Annotated in this window: 14 protein-coding genes; 13 read left to right on the top strand and 1 reads right to left on the bottom strand. The window is 45.2% G+C overall.

Annotated features, from left to right (window positions below; all coding sequences use genetic code 11):
* The first annotated feature begins 107 nt into the window (after nucleotides 1-107).
* From bioW to MHI44_RS05675, 9 genes are all read left to right on the top strand, one after another.
* Nucleotides 108-884 (top strand): 6-carboxyhexanoate--CoA ligase, encoded by a 777-nt coding sequence (gene bioW / locus MHI44_RS05715; protein WP_319620143.1) that lies wholly within the window; start codon nucleotides 108-110, stop codon nucleotides 882-884.
* Nucleotides 874-2,220 (top strand): adenosylmethionine--8-amino-7-oxononanoate transaminase, encoded by a 1,347-nt coding sequence (gene bioA, locus MHI44_RS05710; protein ID WP_339203093.1) that lies wholly within the window; start codon nucleotides 874-876, stop codon nucleotides 2,218-2,220. Before bioW ends, bioA begins: the two co-directional genes overlap by 11 nt.
* Nucleotides 2,210-3,379, top strand: a complete 1,170-nt coding sequence (gene bioF / locus MHI44_RS05705) for an 8-amino-7-oxononanoate synthase (protein WP_220396791.1) — start codon at nucleotides 2,210-2,212, stop codon at nucleotides 3,377-3,379. The genes bioA and bioF overlap by 11 nt, the downstream gene beginning before the upstream one ends.
* Nucleotides 3,376-4,071 carry a dethiobiotin synthase gene (gene bioD / locus MHI44_RS05700; protein WP_015251416.1) on the top strand — a complete coding sequence of 232 codons (696 nt, stop codon included), beginning with the start codon at nucleotides 3,376-3,378 and terminating at the stop codon, nucleotides 4,069-4,071. The genes bioF and bioD overlap by 4 nt, the downstream gene beginning before the upstream one ends.
* Nucleotides 4,072-4,073: 2 nt before the next feature.
* Nucleotides 4,074-5,081 carry a biotin synthase BioB gene (gene bioB, locus MHI44_RS05695; RefSeq protein WP_017695470.1) on the top strand — a complete coding sequence of 336 codons (1,008 nt, stop codon included), beginning with the start codon at nucleotides 4,074-4,076 and terminating at the stop codon, nucleotides 5,079-5,081.
* A gap of 68 nt (nucleotides 5,082-5,149) precedes the next feature.
* Nucleotides 5,150-6,337 carry a biotin biosynthesis cytochrome P450 gene (bioI, locus tag MHI44_RS05690; RefSeq protein ID WP_327842203.1) on the top strand — a complete coding sequence of 396 codons (1,188 nt, stop codon included), beginning with the start codon at nucleotides 5,150-5,152 and terminating at the stop codon, nucleotides 6,335-6,337.
* Nucleotides 6,338-6,413: 76 nt separating this feature from the next.
* The gene (locus MHI44_RS05685; RefSeq protein WP_041351158.1) at nucleotides 6,414-7,175 is read left to right on the top strand and encodes an NAD(P)-dependent oxidoreductase; all 762 of its coding nucleotides are present in this window, start codon (nucleotides 6,414-6,416) and stop codon (nucleotides 7,173-7,175) included.
* 205 nt (nucleotides 7,176-7,380) lie between these two features.
* Entirely contained in the window at nucleotides 7,381-8,241 is an 861-nt protein-coding gene (locus MHI44_RS05680; protein ID WP_015251420.1) for a carbohydrate ABC transporter permease, read from the top strand.
* Between the two features lie 24 nt (nucleotides 8,242-8,265).
* Nucleotides 8,266-9,762 (top strand): extracellular solute-binding protein, encoded by a 1,497-nt coding sequence (locus MHI44_RS05675; protein WP_044052476.1) that lies wholly within the window; start codon nucleotides 8,266-8,268, stop codon nucleotides 9,760-9,762.
* A 40-nt stretch (nucleotides 9,763-9,802) separates the two neighbouring features.
* On the opposite strand, the gene MHI44_RS05670 is transcribed toward MHI44_RS05675, so the two are convergent.
* Nucleotides 9,803-12,121, bottom strand: a complete 2,319-nt coding sequence (locus MHI44_RS05670; RefSeq protein WP_339203088.1) for a helix-turn-helix domain-containing protein — start codon at nucleotides 12,119-12,121, stop codon at nucleotides 9,803-9,805.
* Nucleotides 12,122-12,336: 215 nt separating this feature from the next.
* On the opposite strand from MHI44_RS05670, the gene rmgP reads away from it, so the two are divergent.
* The 4 genes from rmgP to MHI44_RS05650 are packed head-to-tail and all read left to right on the top strand — an operon-like array spanning nucleotide 12,337 to nucleotide 16,229.
* Nucleotides 12,337-13,302: a polygalacturonan/rhamnogalacturonan ABC transporter permease gene (gene rmgP, locus MHI44_RS05665; protein WP_029946384.1), complete on the top strand. Its 966-nt coding sequence runs from the start codon at nucleotides 12,337-12,339 to the stop codon at nucleotides 13,300-13,302.
* A gap of 7 nt (nucleotides 13,303-13,309) precedes the next feature.
* Complete coding sequence (rmgQ, locus tag MHI44_RS05660) at nucleotides 13,310-14,431, top strand: unsaturated rhamnogalacturonyl hydrolase (protein WP_128993297.1); 1,122 nt, start codon at nucleotides 13,310-13,312, stop codon at nucleotides 14,429-14,431.
* The gene (gene rmgS / locus MHI44_RS05655) at nucleotides 14,428-14,931 is read left to right on the top strand and encodes a rhamnogalaturonan transport/degradation protein RmgS (RefSeq protein WP_080332618.1); all 504 of its coding nucleotides are present in this window, start codon (nucleotides 14,428-14,430) and stop codon (nucleotides 14,929-14,931) included. The genes rmgQ and rmgS overlap by 4 nt, the downstream gene beginning before the upstream one ends.
* A gap of 11 nt (nucleotides 14,932-14,942) precedes the next feature.
* Nucleotides 14,943-16,229, top strand: a complete 1,287-nt coding sequence (locus MHI44_RS05650) for a Gfo/Idh/MocA family oxidoreductase (protein ID WP_339203086.1) — start codon at nucleotides 14,943-14,945, stop codon at nucleotides 16,227-16,229.
* Nucleotides 16,230-16,240 lie beyond the last annotated feature (11 nt).

Here is a 16,240-nt window from a genome sequence, read left to right as displayed (position 1 = left end):
AGGAGAGAATAATATATTCTAATTGTTAACCTTAAAATATAATTGGTTAACAATTAAGGGGAGAAGCACTACACGTTCTTCAGTTATCAGTGAAAGGGCGAGAAATGATGCAAGAAGAAACTTTTTATAGTGTCAGAATGAGGGCTTCTATGAATGGGTCTCATGAAGACGGCGGAAAGCATATATCCGGCGGAGAACGGCTTATTCCTTTCCATGAGATGAAGCATACAGTCAATGCTTTATTAGAAAAAGGGTTATCCCATTCAAGAGGAAAACCTGATTTTATGCAAATTCAATTTGAAGAGGTACATGAATCGATAAAAACCATTCAGCCATTGCCTGTGCATACGAATGAAGTGAGCTGCCCGGAAGAAGGACAAAAGCTTGCCCGATTGTTATTGGAAAAAGAAGGCGTTTCACGAGACGTGATTGAAAAAGCATATGAACAAATCCCTGAATGGTCAGATGTCAGGGGTGCGGTGTTGTTTGATATTCATACAGGAAAGCGAATGGATCAAACAAAAGAAAAAGGGGTGCGGGTCTCCAGAATGGATTGGCCGGACGCTAATTTTGAAAAATGGGCGCTTCACAGTCACGTGCCAGCTCATTCAAGAATAAAAGAGGCCCTTGCGCTCGCTTCAAAGGTAAGCCGGCACCCGGCAGCCGTTGCAGAATTATGCTGGTCGGACGATCCGGATTACATAACAGGCTATGTTGCGGGTAAGAAAATGGGCTATCAGCGTATTACAGCAATGAAAGAATACGGGACTGAAGAAGGCTGCCGAGTCTTTTTTATTGATGGATCCAATGATGTAAACACGTACATACATGACCTGGAGAGGCAGCCTATTTTAATAGAGTGGGAGGAAGATTATGGCTCATGATTTGATAGGAAAAAGTAAAAAGCACCTCTGGCTGCCATTTACCCAAATGAAAGATTATGATGAAAACCCCTTAATCATCGAAAGCGGGACTGGAATCAAAGTCAAAGACATAAATGGCAAGGAATACTATGACGGTTTTTCATCAGTTTGGCTTAATGTCCACGGACACCGCAAAAAAGAACTAGATGACGCCATAAAAAAACAGCTCGGAAAAATTGCGCACTCCACGTTATTGGGCATGACCAACGTTCCAGCAACCCAGCTTGCCGAAACATTAATCGACATCAGCCCAAAAAAACTCACGCGGGTCTTTTATTCAGACAGCGGCGCAGAAGCGATGGAAATAGCCCTAAAAATGGCGTTTCAGTATTGGAAGAACATCGGGAAGCCCGAGAAACAAAAATTCATCGCAATGAAAAACGGGTATCACGGTGATACGATTGGCGCCGTCAGTGTCGGTTCAATTGAGCTTTTTCACCACGTATACGGCCCGTTGATGTTCGAGAGTTACAAGGCCCCGATTCCTTATGTGTATCGTTCTGAAAGCGGTGATCCTGATGAGTGCCGTGATCAGTGCCTCCGAGAGCTTGCACAGCTGCTTGAGGAACATCATGAGGAAATTGCCGCGCTTTCCATTGAATCAATGGTACAAGGCGCGTCCGGTATGATCGTGATGCCGGAAGGATATTTGGCAGGCGTGCGCGAGCTATGTACAACATACGATGTCTTAATGATCGTTGATGAAGTCGCTACAGGCTTTGGCCGTACAGGAAAAATGTTTGCGTGCGAGCACGAGAATGTCCAGCCTGATCTGATGGCTGCCGGTAAAGGCATTACAGGAGGCTATTTGCCAATTGCCGTTACGTTTGCCACTGAAGACATCTATAAGGCATTCTATGATGATTATGAAAACCTAAAAACCTTTTTCCATGGCCATTCCTATACAGGCAATCAGCTTGGCTGTGCGGTTGCGCTTGAAAATCTGGCATTATTTGAATCTGAAAACATTGTGGAACAAGTAGCGGAAAAAAGTAAAAAGCTCCATTTTCTTCTTCAAGATCTGCACGCTCTTCCTCATGTTGGGGATATTCGGCAGCTTGGCTTTATGTGCGGTGCAGAGCTTGTACGATCAAAGGAAACTAAAGAATCTTACCCGGCTGATCGGCGGATTGGATACAAAGTTTCCTTAAAAATGAGAGAGTTAGGAATGCTGACAAGACCGCTTGGGGACGTGATTGCATTTCTTCCTCCTCTTGCCAGCACAGCTGAAGAGCTCTCGGAAATGGTTGCCATTATGAAACAAGCGATCCACGAGGTTACGAGCCTTGAAGATTGATTCCTGGTTAAACGAGCGGTTAGACATAGCAAAGGAAGCCGGCGTACACCGTAACCTGCGGTCAATGAATGGGGCACCGGTTCCAGAGAGGAACATTGATGGCGAAAATCAAAAGGTCTGGTCCTCAAACAATTATTTAGGGCTCGCAAGCGATAGACGTTTGATCGATGCAGCCCAAACAGCATTGCAGCAATTTGGGACAGGAAGCAGCGGTTCACGTTTAACGACAGGCAATTCAGTCTGGCATGAAAAGCTAGAAAAGAAGATTGCCAGCTTTAAGCGGACAGAAGCGGCCCTGCTGTTTTCGAGCGGTTACTTGGCCAATGTCGGTGTCCTTTCATCCTTGCCAGAAAAGGAAGATGTCATTTTAAGTGACCAGCTCAATCATGCAAGTATGATCGACGGCTGCCGACTTTCTAAGGCTGATACAGTTGTTTATCGGCATATTGATATGAATGATCTTGAAAATAAGCTGAATGAAACACAGCGTTATCAGCGCCGTTTTATCGTAACAGACGGGGTATTCAGCATGGATGGTACAATCGCCCCTCTTGATCAGATCATCTCACTTGCGAAACGCTATCATGCCTTCGTGGTCGTTGATGACGCCCACGCAACAGGAGTTTTAGGCGATTCGGGACGAGGAACGAGTGAATACTTTGGTGTTTGTCCCGACATTGTGATCGGCACCTTAAGCAAAGCTGTTGGCGCGGAAGGAGGTTTTGCGGCAGGATCAGCGGTCCTCATCGACTTTTTGCTGAACCATGCCAGAACATTTATCTTTCAAACCGCTATTCCGCCAGCCAGCTGTGCGGCTGCTCACGAGGCTTTCAACATCATTGAAGCCAGCAGGGAAAAACGACAGCTTTTATTTTCTTATATCAGTATGATCAGAACCAGTCTGATGAATATGGGGTATGTGGTGAAAGGAGATCACACACCGATTATTCCTGTAGTCATTGGCGATGCCCATAAAACGGTCATATTTGCTGAAAAACTGCAGGGCAAGGGAATTTATGCTCCTGCCATTCGGCCGCCGACCGTTGCGCCGGGTGAAAGCCGTATTCGAATTACAATCACGTCTGACCACAGTATGGGTGATATTGATGATTTGCTGAAAACATTTCATTCAATCGGAAAGGAGCTGCATATCATTTGAGGGGTTTTTTTGTGACGGGAACTGATACAGAAGTAGGGAAAACGGTTATATCCAGCGGAATCGCCGCTTTATTGCGAGAACATAATAGAGATGTCGGGGTGTATAAACCATTTTTAAGCGGGATATCGCGCCATCATCCAGATAGTGATACAAGTTTGCTGAAAGATATGTCGCAGACCAGTCTTTCTCATGAAGACATTACGCCTTTTGCCTTCAAGGCGCCGCTTGCACCATACGTTGCAGGGAAACTTGAGGGAAAGACTGTCACCATGGAAGAGGTTTTAAGCCATTGGGGGCGGATTAGAGAAAAACATGAATGCTTCATCGTAGAAGGTGCAGGCGGTATTTCTGTGCCATTGGGAGAGGACTATTTGGTCAGTCATGTCATAAAAGCGTTGCAGCTTCCCATGATTATTGTGGCGCGTCCTCGCCTTGGAACCATTAATCATACCTTTTTAACTGTCAAATATGCAGAAAGCATGGGGCTTCCAATCGCCGGAATTATCATCAATGGAATCAGTGACTCTCCTGATGAAGATGAAAAAACCAATCCTGAGATGATTGAGCGCTTATGCGGTGTGCCGATTTTAGGGGTTACGCCAAAGCTTGCCAACGTGACGAAAGAAACGGTTCTACATATGGTAAAAGACCATATCAATCTATCATTACTGATGAATCAAGTGGGGGTATGAGAATGAATCAATGGATGGAACTCGCAGACCGGGTGCTGGCTGGAGCAGAAGTGACTGACGAAGAGGCGCTTTCAATATTACATTGTCCTGATGAAGATATTTTGCTATTAATGCACGGGGCTTTTCACATCAGAAAACACTTTTACGGAAAAAAAGTAAAGCTCAATATGATTATGAATGCGAAATCTGGGCTCTGCCCGGAAAACTGCGGCTATTGTTCACAGTCTGCGATTTCGAAAGCGCCGATTGAGTCTTACCGGATGGTGAATAAGGAAACGCTGCTTGAAGGCGCGAAGCGGGCGCACGATCTGAATATCGGCACATATTGTATCGTGGCCAGCGGCAGAGGGCCGTCTAACAGAGAAGTGGATCAGGTCGTAGATGCGGTTCAGGAAATTAAAGAGACGTATGGACTGAAGATTTGTGCATGTCTTGGACTGTTGAAGCCAGAGCAGGCGAAGCGTCTCAAAGATGCCGGAGTAGACCGCTATAATCATAATTTGAATACGTCACAGAGAAACCATTCAAACATCACGACCTCACATACATACGATGACAGAGTCAATACGGTTGAAATCGCAAAAGAATCGGGGCTGTCTCCGTGTTCAGGCGCCATTATCGGGATGAAGGAGACGAAACAGGATGTCATTGACATCGCCAAAAGCTTGAAGGCTCTTGACGCCGATTCCATTCCGGTGAATTTTTTGCATGCAATTGATGGCACGCCGTTAGAAGGCGTCAACGAATTAAACCCGCTGTATTGTTTAAAAGTGCTGGCGCTGTTCCGTTTTATCAATCCATCAAAAGAAATTCGCATTTCCGGAGGAAGAGAGGTCAATCTCCGCTCATTGCAGCCATTAGGGCTTTACGCCGCAAACTCCATTTTTGTCGGAGACTACTTAACAACTGCCGGGCAAGAGGAGACGGAGGATCATAAAATGCTGAGTGATTTAGGCTTTGAAGTTGAATCAGTCGAAGAAATGAAGGCCAGTTTAAGTGCGAAAAGCTGAAAGAATCAATAAAAGCAATCGGTATGATGTCGATTGCTTTTATTTTTGAACAGAAAGGAGAAAATCACGTGACAATTGCATCATCAACTGCATCTTCTGAGTTTTTGAAAAACCCATATTCTTTTTACGACACATTGCGAGCTGTTCATCCTATCTATAAAGGGAGTTTCTTAAAATATCCGGGCTGGTATGTCACAGGATATGAAGAAACGGCTGCTATTTTGAAAGATGCGAGATTCAAAGTCCGCACCCCGCTGCCTGAGAGCTCAACCAAATATCAGGACCTTTCACATGTGCAAAATCAAATGATGCTGTTTCAGAACCAGCCTGATCATAGACGATTGCGGACGCTTGCCAGCGGAGCATTTACGCCGAGAGCGACAGAGAGTTATCAGCCGTATATCATTGAAACTGTCCATCAATTGCTTGATCAAGTGCAAGGTAAAAAAAAGATGGAGGTCATTTCGGACTTTGCTTTTCCTTTAGCAAGCTTTGTCATAGCTAACATTATAGGTGTACCGGAGGAAGATAGGGAGCAATTAAAGGAGTGGGCTGGGAGTCTCATTCAAACGATTGATTTTACCCGGTCAAGAAAGGCATTAACAGAGGGCAATCATATGGCTGTGCAGGCTATGGCATATTTCAGAGAGCTGATTCAAGAGCGAAAACGCCACCCTCAACAGGATATGATCAGCATGCTCTTGAAGGGGAAAGAAAAGGATAAGCTGACGGAAGAGGAAGCGGCATCTACGTGCATATTGCTGGCGATCGCCGGACATGAGACAACGGTCAATCTCATCAGCAATTCAGTCCTTTGTCTGCTTGAGCATCCAGAACAGCTTTTGAAACTAAGAGAAAATCCAGATCTTATTGGTACCGCAGTCGAGGAATGTTTACGCTATGAAAGCCCCACGCAAATGACAGCCAGAGTTGCGTCAGAGGATATTGACATCTGCGGGGTGACGATCCGTCAAGGAGAGCAAGTCTATCTTTTGTTAGGAGCGGCTAATCGAGACCCTAGCATATTCACGAACCCCGATGTCTTCGATATTACGAGAAGTCCTAATCCGCATCTTTCATTCGGGCATGGCCATCATGTTTGCTTAGGGTCCTCGCTGGCACGATTAGAAGCGCAAATTGCGATTAACACCCTTCTGCAGCGAATGCCCAGCCTTAAGCTCGCGGATTTTGAATGGCGGTATCGACCGCTTTTTGGATTTCGGGCGCTTGAGGAGCTGCCGGTGACTTTTGAATAAGCCTAAGAATGTGAGTGCCAAAAAAGTGTCAGCCCCGCCGAAAATGGGCAATCTATAAAAAAGGGGAGTGAACATAGTGAAAAAAGTGCTGATCGCCGGCGGAAATGGTGTGATTGGGAGACTGCTTGCTGAAGGGCTTATTTCAGACTATGAAGTGACAGTGCTTGATAAAGATCATTTCGATGGCAAAGCCTCTTCCATTCAGGCTGACGCGGCAAATTATGAGGAGCTGTTGAAGAAGATTCCAAAAGATACGGATGTCATCTTGAATTTACTCGCTGTTAAAATCAAATACGATATTATGGACATCGCTGAGTTTGAAAAAATGACGGATGTTTTCTATAGGGCAAGCTATTATCTGTGCCGTGCGGCAGCGGAGCTCGGCATTCAAAAGCTCGTGTTCGCCAGCAGTAATCATGTCACAGATGTCTACGAAAAAGACGGGCGCTCGCTCTTAGGACGGGAAATCACAACAAGCGATTATCCGCTGTCAAAAAACTTGTACGGTGTATTAAAGCTGACCTCTGAACAGATCGGCCATTTGTTTTATTTGGAAAATAAGCTATCAGTAATCAACCTGCGAATCGGAACAGTCGTCACAGATGAAATGGATACGCTGCATGAAAAAGAACGGACGAAAAAGACACTGCTTTCTCACCCCGATCTGCTGTCGATTTTCAAAGCCGCCATTGAGACCAATATCCGGTACGGCACTTATTACGCCGTCTCTGATAATCCGGGCCGGCCATGGTCCATTGAATCTGCCGTGAATGAACTTGGGTTTTCGCCACAAATCAATACGGCTGAACTTCTGAACGAGGAGGAGAACGGAGCATAATCATTTTCTAAGATTATGCTCTTTTTCTTTTGTTATCGGTCTCAATTCGCGGCAGCCCCCGCCCGGCCGGGGACACTGTTCAAATGATTATAGACATGGCAATCACAGATTTGCTACATTTTAGACACGATATCGTCACATGCTGAGCTCGGTTTCCAAAATATGATAACGCTTACAAAGAGAGGTGGGAGCTATCGCACATTCACTGAAAAACCGTCTGTTTGATATGTTGATTTATGGTTTCTTGCTGATGTTCGCTTTAATATGCGTACTTCCGTTCATTCATGTCATCGCAGCATCCTTCGCCACAGTAGAAGAAGTCGTGTCGAAAACATTTATTTTAATACCGACCACTTTTTCGCTAGATGCTTATCGCTACATTTTTTCAACAGATATTATTTATAAGAGTTTGCTTGTTTCTGTGTTTGTGACAGTGATAGGCACTGCGGTCAGCATGTTTCTTTCGTCACTGATGGCTTACGGGTTATCCCGCCGTGATTTAATCGGCCGGCAGCCGCTCATGTTTCTCGTCGTATTTACGATGCTGTTTAGCGGCGGCATGATTCCGACTTTCCTTGTGGTCAAATCGCTTGGATTGCTCGATTCTTACTGGGCGCTTATTTTGCCGACAGCCATTAATGCCTTTAACCTGATCATTCTGAAAAACTTCTTTCAAAATATCCCATCAAGCCTGGAAGAGTCCGCGAAAATTGATGGGTGCAATGATCTGGGCATATTCTTTAAAATTGTGCTGCCGCTGTCTCTTCCTGCGATCGCAACGATTTCACTATTTTATGCGGTCACGTATTGGAACACGTATATGACAGCGATCTTGTACTTAAATGATTCAGCAAAATGGCCGATTCAGGTTCTTCTGCGCCAAATCGTCATTGTATCAAGCGGTATGCAGGGGGATATGTCTGAAATGGGGTCGGGCAGCCCGCCGCCTGAGCAAACCATTAAAATGGCGGTCATAGTGGTGGCGACCATCCCTGTTCTGCTTGTCTATCCGTTTATACAAAAGCATTTTGCAAAAGGAGCTTTGCTGGGATCTGTCAAAGGATAAAGAAATATGAAACGGAGGGGTACGATGGGAAACAAATGGAGGGTGCTTTTGATTGTGCTTGTACTGGCACTCGGCGGAGTGCTGGCGGGCTGTAAAGGAACTGATCAGTCTTCGGCTGAAGGCAAAGCTGGCCCAGATTCAAAGGTAAAGCTGTCTTGGATGGCGATTTTGTATCACCAGCAGCCGCCGAAAGACAGGGCGATTAAAGAAATTGAAAAGCTGACAAATACAGAACTCGACATCACCTGGGTTCCAGACGCGGTGAAAGAAGACAGGCTGAATGCAGCGCTTGCAGCCGGGAATCTTCCGCAAATCGTGACCATCCAGGATATTAAAAATTCGTCAGTCATGAATGCCTTTCGGTCAGGAATGTTTTGGGAAATCGGCGATTATATCAAGGATTATCCCAACTTAAACAAAATGAACAAACTCATTAATAAAAATGTGACAATTGACGGCAAGCTCTACGGGATATACAGAGAGCGCCCGCTTTCCAGACAGGGGATCGTCATTCGGAAGGACTGGCTGGACAATTTAAATTTGAAAACCCCGAAAACGTTGGATGAGCTTTATGAAGTGGCCAAAGCATTTACGGAGGACGACCCGGACAAGGATGGGAAAGATGATACGATCGGGCTGGCAGACCGTAATGACTTGATTTACGGCGCGTTTAAAACGATTGGCTCGTATGAAGGCATGCCGACAGATTGGAAGGAATCGGGCGGCAAATTCACGCCTGATTTCATGACACAGGAATACAAAGACACGATGAACTATATGAAAAAGCTGCGTGATAACGGGTATATGAATAAGGATTTTCCCGTCACAAGCAAAACCCAGCAGCAGGAGCTGTTTTCTCAAGGAAAAGCCGGAATTTATATTGGCAATATGGTAGATGCGGTCAATCTGCGCGACCATGCCTCTGATAAATCGATGAAGCTCGAGATCATCAACCGCATAAAAGGCCCAGATGGGAAAGAGCGGGTATGGGCATCAGGAGGCCATAACGGCGTGTTTGCTTTCCCGAAAACGAGTGTGAAAACGGAAGCTGAGCTTAAACGGATCTTGGCGTTTTTTGACCGAATTGCCGAAGAAGATGTCTATAGCCTGATGACTTATGGCATTGACGGCGTTCATTACAACAAAGGTGAGGACAAAACGTTTACACGCAAAGAAAGCCAGGTAAAAGACTGGCAGACTGATATTCAGCCGCTGTCCGCTTTAATTGCCATTGATAAAGCCTACTTAAAAAACACTGGAGATCCGCTTCGGACGGCGTACGAGGAGCTGACCGAGGACAATGAAAAGATTATCGTCTCAAACCCGGCTGAAAGCCTGTATTCCGCATCGGAGTCGGAACGGGGTGACGAACTGAAGAAAATCATTGATGACGCGACCTACAAATATATGATTGGAGACATCACAGAAAGCCAGTTCGATAAAGAAGTGGAAAAATGGGAGTCAAGCGGAGGAAAACAAATTATTCAGGAATACGAAGAAGCGTTTAAACAAGCAAAATAACATTGGAAAAACCCAAAACGCGCAAGCGGTTTTGGGTTTTTTACATGCTTCTTTTTTGCTGGCGGTAGTTTCCCGGTGTAATCCCCTCCAGCTTCTTAAATGATCTGATGAAGTTTTGGGAGTTTTTATATTTCAGCTTTTCGGCAATGTCCTTGACCGCCATGTCGGTTTCGGCAAGCCAGCTTTTCGCCATATGGTGTCGGTAGCTTGAGACATACTCGCTGAATGAAATTCCCATTTCTTTTTTGAAAATACTGCTTAAATAATTTGGGTTGTAATGCAGCCTGCGTGCGATTTCGTCCAGTGTCAATTCGGATTCAAACTCATGATGGATGATATGAATGATGTTGTCGGAAATATTTTTGTACTGGGCATCCGCGCGGGCGTTCACTTTGTCTGTCATCGGATCAATAAACTCATTCTTTAGCCAGTTTTCGGTATCCTCGAACGTTTTCAGCTCAAAAATTTGGTCATACAGCATTTTGTTTTCTTCAAGCTCAAACAATTCGATCCCAAGCACATGCATCAGCTCAATCACATGGTTCAAAAAACGGGCGATGGCGATTTGAAATTGATACGGGTTGGTGTTCTGGGTGAAAATGGCTTGTAAAATCGCGTGCAGGCATTTATCCGCTTTCTCCTTGTCTCCTGCTTTGACAGCATCGAACAGCTCATGCTGAAGCTGCTTTGGAAAATGGGTTTTGAAGGTTTTTTTCTGGTCAAGGTCTTCGTAAAAGATGATCGACTTGTTTTCCGCTTTCAGCCGATATTTCAACGCTTCTGAGCCTTCCGCATAGGCTGTTTTCGCCTTTGTCAGCACATCAAACGGCTGGCTGATGCCGATGCTGACAGACAGCTGCAGCTCAGCTTCCGCTTTTTCCTGAATCATCCTTGCAGTCTCATTCAGCTCAGCCATGAATTCTTCCTTTGTCCCGCTTTGGTTGATCAAAATCGTCGCCTGCTGTTTGTCAACTACGGCGGGGGCAAGATGTTTGTCCGTCGGGATGCATCGCTCAATCAGGCTGTTGACGGCAAACAAAAGCAGATCCATATCTTTTTTCTCATAAGGCGTATGATTCAGTGTGTCAATTTGGAGCACAAGCAGGGCAAGGTGCCGCCAATTTTGCTTTAAGCCGAGGCTTTCAAAACGGTTATCAACCTCCTCATCCGTCAGTTTTCCAAGCATAAGCCTGACCATAAAATATTGCTGCAGATGAGTGGCCTGCTGCTTCATCGTTTCCTCAAGGTCGTCATTTCGGTCCTTCAGCTGTTTAAAGCTCTGTTCAATTAACTCAAATTCATTTTGAGGAGGCTGTTGTTTCTCTTGTATGGCTCCATGTCTTGCGAATGATTCGTAAAGCACCCTGATCGGCTTGTAAAAATGGCGGGAGCCCAGCCAAGAGAACAATAATGAAAGCGTTAACAAAATAAGGCATACTGCAAAAGTGATCCAGCCGATTGATTTGGCTTCTTTTTTTAGCTCAGGCAGGGAAACGAGAGAAAAATAAGTCCATGTATTATAGTCAGATTTTTGATAGGTGACTTTATAATGAATCCGGTCAATAACTGTTTCAAACTGTCCGCTATTGGCGTTTTGCGCCAGCACTTTTTGGACAAAGCCGTCTTTATGAAGAGATTCACCAATGTCAGACATATTGTTATGAAGGATGATGCGGCCTTTTTCATCGATGATAAACAGGTTGTTGGCGTTTGAATAGCCGGGCATATTTTTGACAAGCGAACAGCTCGGGATGCTTGCGGCGGCCAATCCCTTTGTATTTGTGCTGTTCAAAGGAAGCTGCTTAATTAAATTGATATTGTAGCGGCAGTTTTCTGCTGTGCCTTCTTTGGTTGAAATCAAATGATTGTTTTCCTCAAGCGTCCAATAGGAGCGGCTCGCTTTGTGTTTCGTGTACGCTGAGGCTGCTTCATGAAGAGTGTCTGTATTCAAACGGTACAAACCGGAATTGTTCATGTACCATTTTTTCGTATAACTGACTAACGTCATGTTGGACAGATCGGTATCAAAGCTTTGCAGATAATTGAGCTCTTGGTTCACTTGGTTATAGATTTGAAATTGGTCTGAGTGCAAAGGCTCGGACAATGTGCGAAGGAGAGGCGGCGAACTCACATAGTGGGTTAAAGAGTGATCGACGGTTTTCAATATATGCTCGATGCTTTGCTGGGTCTGCTGGAGTGTGTCGAATTTTTCCTCTGAAACGTTGGATATAGCCGTTTTCTGAGAGTGCTCGTACGAAAACAATCCGACCAAAATAACCGGAATGGTGCTGAGCAGGCAGAAAAACGTGATCAGTTTGTAGTAAAACTTGTATTGGCTTCTTTTCATAAAACCCCCCATTTCATAACATCCACTTCACCTTAATACAATTAATCCAAAGATTGATAGATATTGTCAATAATCATTTTCTAATATCGGTGTCTTTTTTTCAGGTGGACCGGCTGAACCCTTGATTATAAAGGGATAAAACAGGATGTGATCATATGATTGTAGACGGACTTTTGCCTACTGCGCTACAGTGAATGCAAGAACCCGTGAAAGGAGGCTGGGAAAAAATGAAAACAGCAGAAGCGCAAGCGCCGGCTGTTGATACAGTCATTTTTAAAAAAGAAAAAAGAAAGCGCTTACTAATCAAGCTGATTCAACAAAAATATTTGTACTTGATGATTTTGCCGGGGTGTATTTATTTTTTGCTTTTTAAGTATGTCCCGATGTGGGGAATTGTGATTGCGTTTCAGGATTATCAGCCGTTCCTCGGCATTTTGGGCAGTGAGTGGGTGGGGCTGAAGCATTTTATCAGGCTGTTTACTGAGCCTACATTTTTTCTCTTGTTAAAAAACACGCTCGTGTTATTTGCTTTGAACCTGGCCATATTTTTCCCGGTGCCGATACTGCTGGCGCTTCTATTGAATGAAGTGCGGATTGCTCTCTTTAAAAAATTTGTTCAGACGCTGATTTATATCCCGCATTTTATGTCTTGGGTCATTGTTGTATCGCTTTCGTTTGTGCTTTTAACGGTAGACGGAGGCTTGATTAATGAACTGATTGTGTTTTTTGGCGGTGAAAAAATCAATTTTCTGCTGAACGAAGAATGGTTCCGGCCCCTGTATATTCTGCAGGTTATCTGGAGGGAAGCAGGCTGGTCGACGATCATTTATCTGGCGGCCATTACAGCGGTTGACCCCCAACTGTATGAAGCGGCGAAAATGGACGGAGCGGGACGGCTGCGGCAAATGTGGCATATTACGCTGCCCGCCATTAAAAGCGTTATCGTCGTTTTGCTGATTTTGAAAATCGGAGACACACTGGAGCTTGGCTTCGAGCATGTGTATTTGCTGTTAAATGCGACTAACAGGGAAGTGGCGGAAATTTTTGATACGTATGTTTATACTGCAGGGCTGAAACAGGGCCAATTCAGCTACAGTACAGCAGTCGGCGTATTTAAAGCGGCGGTCGGGCTGATTTTGGTCATGCTAGCGAATCGTTTAGCGAAGAAATTTGGCGAGGAAGGAATTTATTAAGAAAGGGATGGGATCAATGGATCAATCAATCGCTGTAAAATCGCCTCTTACGTACGCGGAGGCATTGGCAAAAACCATTATGAATACGTACACAGTCCAGGAGCTGCCTCCTGCAAACCGCTGGCACTACCACCAGGGTGTTTTCTTATGCGGTGTATTGCGGCTGTGGGAAGCAACCGGGGAAAAGCGGTATTTTGAGTATGCGAAGGCCTATGCAGATCTCTTAATCGATGATTATGGCAATCTATTATTTAGAAGAGATGAACTGGACGCCATTCAAGCGGGTCTCATTCTTTTTCCATTATACGAGCAGACGAAGGATGAACGGTATGCCAAAGCGGCAAAAAGGCTGCGCGGTTTATATGGAACACTGAACCGGACGTCTGAGGGCGGTTTTTGGCACAAAGACGGTTATCCATACCAAATGTGGCTTGACGGCTTATACATGGGGGGGCCGTTCGCACTGAAATATGCCAATCTGAAGCAGGAGCCGGAGCTGTTTGATCAGGTCGTGCTGCAGGAGTCATTGATGAGAAAGCATACGAAGGATGCAAAAACCGGACTCTTTTATCACGCCTGGGATGAAGCGAAAAAAATGCCTTGGGCCAATGAAGAGACAGGCTGTTCACCGGAATTTTGGGCACGTTCCATCGGCTGGTACGTCATGTCTCTTGCTGACATGATTGAAGAGCTGCCGAAGAAGCATCCAAACCGTCATGGGTGGAAAAACACGCTGCAGGACATGATGGAAAGCATCTGCCGCTATCAAGACAAAGAGACGGGGTTATGGTATCAGATCGTTGATAAGGGAGACAGGTCTGATAACTGGCTGGAAAGCTCAGGATCCTGCCTGTACATGTACGCATTTGCGAAGGGAATCAATAAAGGCTATTTAGACAGAGCTTACGAAACAACACTGCTAAAAGCGTATCAAGGCTTGATTCAGCATAAAACCGAAACATCAGAAGACGGCGCGTTTCTCGTCAAAGACATATGTGTCGGAACGTCAGCCGGTTTCTATGACTATTATGTCAGCCGCGAAAGAAGCACAAACGACCTGCACGGAGCCGGCGCGTTTATTTTAGCTATGACAGAGCTGGAGCCTCTTTTTAGGTCAGCCGGGAAATGACAAAAAAGATACGTACGGCTTTGTGTGTGATCGTCTCAGTGCTCTTTTTGGCATCATGCTCAAGCAGGCCGGACGGAATGCATGTCATTCTCTTTTCTGATATGCAGGCTGGCGTACAGGAAAAAATAAAAAAGGCCGCCGAGCAGAATGCCGGGAAGGTCGATATCTTTCCAGCTTTTCAGGAAAAACTGCTGACTGAAATTACCGCCCATGAGGGAGATGTTTTCATCGTGCCTGAAGACATGTTTCAAGCTTACGATGATCCGGAAAATTTTCAGCCGTTAAACGGATTGCCTCCTAAAAAAACATCTCCTTATACAACTGTTAATAAAAAAACAGGAGAAAAAACGATCTATGCCGTTCAGATCGAAAAAGGGAAAAAACAGCTGAACGGCTATTCTTTTCGATTGAATCGCGATATGGCGGCGTTTATCCCTGTGTACGCTGAAAAAACAGAGGAAGCGCTGCAGCTGATTTCTCAACTAACTGAAGCCCGATAGAGGTGAGGATATTGAAGAACATCGTCTTTTGCGGATTGAGCAGCAGAGCATTCAGTATGTTTATCAAACCGCTGTTGGAGCGGTTTTCAACTCATTATGAGATTACGGGATTGCTGGATGCCGATCCGAAACGTTTTGCCGTTTGCAAAAAGAAATTTCCCGAGCTGGCCCACGTGCCCGAGTTTAGCGAAGATGCTTTTGACGAGATGATGCGCGTGTCAAAGCCTGATATCGTCATTGTGGCAGGCAGGGACGATACGCATGTCACATATATTGTAAAAAGTCTTCAGTGGGATACAGATGTAATTACTGAAAAACCAATGGTGACAACAGTGCAGGATGCGAATCGGGTGCTTGAAGCGGAGGCCAAAAGCGAAGGAAAAGTCACCGTCGCGTTTAACTATCGCTACAGCCCGTTTCATCGGAAAATAAAAGAAATGATTCTGGACGGAAAAATAGGCAGGGTCACCTCCGTTGATTTAAATTGGTATATTGATACGTATCATGGCGCCAGCTATTTTAAACGCTGGAACAGGTCGAGACAGTTTTCCGGCGGTCTTTCTGTCCATAAATCAACACATCACTTTGATCTCGTCAATTGGTGGCTCGGGCAAAATCCGGAAGAGGTATTTGCTTATGGCGCCTTGAATTACTATGGGCCGGACAGTGAGTGGAACCCCTTGCCGGAAGAAGACGGGCGTTTTTGCGGGACGTGCCGGGTCAAAGAAAAATGCCACTACTATTCAAGGTGGCATCCCCGTTCCTCTAAAACTTCTATAAAGGATGATCATCTCGAAGCAGGAGACCAGTCTAGCTTATATACTGCATACAGGCCTGACGCGTGTATTTTTGACGAGGAAATTGACATCGAGGATACGTACGTGGCGGCAGTCAAATATGATGGCGGCGCACTGTTAAGCTACTCGATTGTTTTTTCGGCCCCGTATGAAGGCTACCGGCTGACGATCAACGGCACAAAAGGGCGTATTGAATCAAATGAATTTCACGAACCTTCCAGAATTCCGTTTGCTTTTCCTGAGCAGACAATCGAATACTATCCGCTTTTTGAATCAAAGCAGACGATACAAGTGGTCAAAAATGAAGGGGGGCATGGCGGAGGTGATCCGCTTTTGCTTGAGGATCTTTTTTTAGGAAAAGACCCGCTGCGCCGCTATGATATTTTAGCCGGGGCTGAAGCTGGAGCCTACTCCATCGCGGTTGGTGAGGGAATGTGGCGCTCGGTTGCCGAAAAGAAGCCGATCGGCATGAAAGAGCTTTTTCAGATGCAGAATGTATAATGCAAAAAAGG

The organism is Bacillus sp. FSL K6-1366 (assembly GCF_037976695.1).
GTDB lineage: Bacteria > Bacillota > Bacilli > Bacillales > Bacillaceae > Bacillus > Bacillus subtilis.
This window is presented reverse-complemented; position numbering and strand designations above follow the sequence as displayed.

Coding starts and splice junctions, on each gene's coding strand:
- MHI44_RS05670 (WP_339203088.1), bottom strand. CDS start 12,121: ATGGGGGGTTTTATGAAAAGAAGCCAATACAAGTTTTACTACAAACTG.
- bioA (WP_339203093.1), top strand. CDS start 874: ATGGCTCATGATTTGATAGGAAAAAGTAAAAAGCACCTCTGGCTGCCA.
- bioB (WP_017695470.1), top strand. CDS start 4,074: ATGAATCAATGGATGGAACTCGCAGACCGGGTGCTGGCTGGAGCAGAA.
- rmgS (WP_080332618.1), top strand. CDS start 14,428: ATGACAAAAAAGATACGTACGGCTTTGTGTGTGATCGTCTCAGTGCTC.
- bioW (WP_319620143.1), top strand. CDS start 108: ATGCAAGAAGAAACTTTTTATAGTGTCAGAATGAGGGCTTCTATGAAT.
- rmgP (WP_029946384.1), top strand. CDS start 12,337: ATGAAAACAGCAGAAGCGCAAGCGCCGGCTGTTGATACAGTCATTTTT.
- rmgQ (WP_128993297.1), top strand. CDS start 13,310: ATGGGATCAATGGATCAATCAATCGCTGTAAAATCGCCTCTTACGTAC.
- MHI44_RS05675 (WP_044052476.1), top strand. CDS start 8,266: ATGGGAAACAAATGGAGGGTGCTTTTGATTGTGCTTGTACTGGCACTC.